The 457-nt window shown below is 64.6% G+C and carries 1 pseudogene; it reads left to right on the top strand.

The window, feature by feature from the left end:
* Positions 1 to 149: 149 nt before the first annotated feature.
* A pseudogene (locus tag R0J92_RS21730) lies at positions 150 to 457 on the top strand (hypothetical protein); the annotation flags it as partial.

Raw genomic sequence — 457 nt, forward strand, 5'->3', positions numbered from 1 at the left:
ATGCTCGACAATCGCCCGCTGGCCAAGGGGGTGGAAGATCTGACCCGCCATGTGGTGGCGCAGGGGCAGGTGGTGCGCATGCTGGTGGACCGGATCGCCAGTCACCTTGATGGCTGGGATGAGGTGGGTCTGCCGGGGGACCGGCGCTGATGGACTTCAACATCCTCTCCCCGATGGCCGTCACCGAGGCCGAGCTGGTTGCCACCAATGTGCCCGAGGACGATCACCCCGACTGGAGCGCGACTGCGACCTATGAGGCCGGCGCGCGGGTGATCTCCACGGTCACGCATCGGATCTATGAAAGCGTGATCGACAGCAATACCGGGCAGGATCCGACGCTGGATGATGGCAGCAACTGGCTGGAGCTGAGCGTGACCAACCGTTGGCGGGCCTTTGACCAGAACCGCTCCAACACCGCCCGGCAGGCGGATCGGATCACCTATTCGATCGTGCCGAC

Origin of the sequence: Tritonibacter sp. SIMBA_163 (assembly GCF_046535935.1) — a bacterium.
In the GTDB taxonomy this organism is placed as follows: domain Bacteria; phylum Pseudomonadota; class Alphaproteobacteria; order Rhodobacterales; family Rhodobacteraceae; genus Epibacterium; species Epibacterium scottomollicae.